The organism is Sporomusa sp. (assembly GCF_057736855.1).
The window spans coordinates 1-2,160 of the sequence record NZ_JBYKYF010000416.1; the positions used below are offsets into that span (position 1 = coordinate 1).

General features: G+C 45.0%; 2 protein-coding genes and 1 pseudogene. All 3 read left to right on the top strand.

Annotated elements, in window-relative coordinates; translation table 11 throughout:
* Positions 1–813, top strand: an 813-nt coding sequence (locus AC29Z1_RS17050) for a 5-oxoprolinase subunit C family protein (protein WP_488272644.1), incomplete at its 5' end; no start/stop codon positions are given.
* 1 nt (position 814) lies between these two features.
* Positions 815–1,579, top strand: a complete 765-nt coding sequence (locus tag AC29Z1_RS17055; protein WP_488272645.1) for a LamB/YcsF family protein — start codon at positions 815–817, stop codon at positions 1,577–1,579.
* A gap of 367 nt (positions 1,580–1,946) precedes the next feature.
* A pseudogene (locus tag AC29Z1_RS17060) lies at positions 1,947–2,160 on the top strand (anion transporter); the annotation flags it as partial.

Sequence of the window (2,160 nt, forward strand, 5' to 3'; positions counted from 1 at the left end):
GGCGCGGACATGCAAGCCATGCTTAATGGTACCCGCATTGCAAACTGGTCAGGATTTTTTGTAGCGGCAGGCAGTGAATTAGTTTTTGATTATGCAAGCAGCGGCTGCCGAACTTATTTGGCTGTTAATGGTGGTATTGATACACCGGTAGTATTGGGGAGTAGATCGACGTATATCCGTGCTGCTGTTGGTGGTATTGACGGTCGGGCTTTGCAAACCGGTGATGTTATTCCTATCGGCCAAGAAGCCGCTTATCGACCTGGGTTTCCTCGGTTGTTACCTGCTGAGTTTGTACCCGTCTATCGTGATCAGATTGAGTTGCGGGTGTTATTAGGTCCACAGGATGATTATTTTACCGAAGTCGGGATAACAACCTTTTTTACTAGCTCATATGTGATTACTACCGAAGCTGACCGGATGGGCTATCGGTTAGAAGGCAAAGTGATTGAGCACAAAGATAAGGCTGATATTATCTCTGATGCTTTGTGTCAAGGTGCTGTTCAGGTGCCAGGACATGGTAAGCCGATAATTATGATGGCTGATCGGCAAACGACTGGTGGCTATACTAAAATTGGTACCGTTATTGGGCCAGATTTAAGTCTGTTGGCGCAAGCCAAACCTGGTGATATCATTACTTTTAAACGCTGCACCGAAGAAGCGGCAGAGGCAGCGCTTTTGGCTGAGCTTGAGAACTATAAGAAAATACAACAGGCTTTGCTGGCTAATAGTAATAAGCTGCTCGGTGAAACAAAACATTTAAAAATAACAGTCAATAACCAGGTTTTCCATGTAGCGATTAGGGAGGTTAAATAATATGATTTCTATTGATTTAAACTGTGATATGGGTGAAGGATTTGGCGTGTATACGCTAGGGTATGATGAAGATGCGATGCCTTATGTGTCATCCATTAACGTCGCCTGCGGTTTTCATGCTTCTGATCCCAGTAATATGTGGAAGACCATTCGGTTAGCCAAGAAGTATGGTGTAGCAGTGGGGGCTCACCCGGCTTTCCCTGATCTGGTGGGTTTTGGACGGCGGGCCATGGCGGCATCGCTAGACGAAATCAAGGCAGATGTTATGTATCAAATTGGTGCTTTATGGGCTTTTTGTCAGGCAGAAGGCATCAAATTGCAGCATGTTAAGGTGCATGGGGCAATGTATAATCAGGCCGAAAAGGATATCCAGGTAGCGGTGGCAATAGCAGAAGCCATTAAGGCTGTGGACCCGGAGCTGTATATGGTATGTTTGGGAAATTCTGCTATGGTAGAAGGGGCAAAACAGGTCGGCATTACCTATGTGGAAGAGGCTTTTGCCGACCGCGCGTATACGGCGCAGGGAACGTTGGTCCCGCGCAAGCAGGCCGGAGCTGTTATTCATGATGTTAGCCTGGTGGCAGATCGTGTATTGTCTATGGTAAAAAATAAAACCGTTGCCGCCATTGATGGCAGTCTGATTCCGATTAGTGCCCAAACTATTTGTGTGCATGGTGATACGCCTGGAGCTATTGATATGATTAAAGCCATCCGCAGCAAGCTGGAGCAAGAAGGAATAGCTGTGAAACCGTTTGGTTTGCGATAGAACGTAGGTGCTTTGCGGTAGATGTTCTCTAACGCCCAAGAAGTAAACTATAAGTGAAAAGGTCCTGAATCTTATTGCTTAGTAAGGATTCAGGGTCTTTTCGTGTGGTAACTACAGGCGGACAGACCGCAGGGAGTTCGTGGCTACCTGATACCTTTAAAACGAAATCTGGCAAAGGCCCAAATTTGTATACCGAATTTCGCAGCACTGCTTACTACATTTGAGGACTGGTGAAATAAATAGAAACTGAATGTAAGGAAAAAATAACTGGCTGGAAAGTATTTTTCTTGACCGGCTTGGTGAATCGAATTAAACTAATAGTTGTTTTTAAACTAGCAGCTGATATGGTTAGAAAGGTGGCCTATCTGTGGAATATAAGATAGAAATGCTTTGGTCAGGTTTGATATTGGTTAGTGTATTGGTGATATTTACTATGGGAAAGAGCCCAATATTTAGGGTGGATCGCGCTGGCGCGGCCATTATTGGGGCTGTGGCTACTGTAGGTGCAGGGGTTTTGACTTTTGAAGAAGCAACCCTGGCAGTTGACTTTAGGACAATTATAATTTTATTTTCTTTGATGA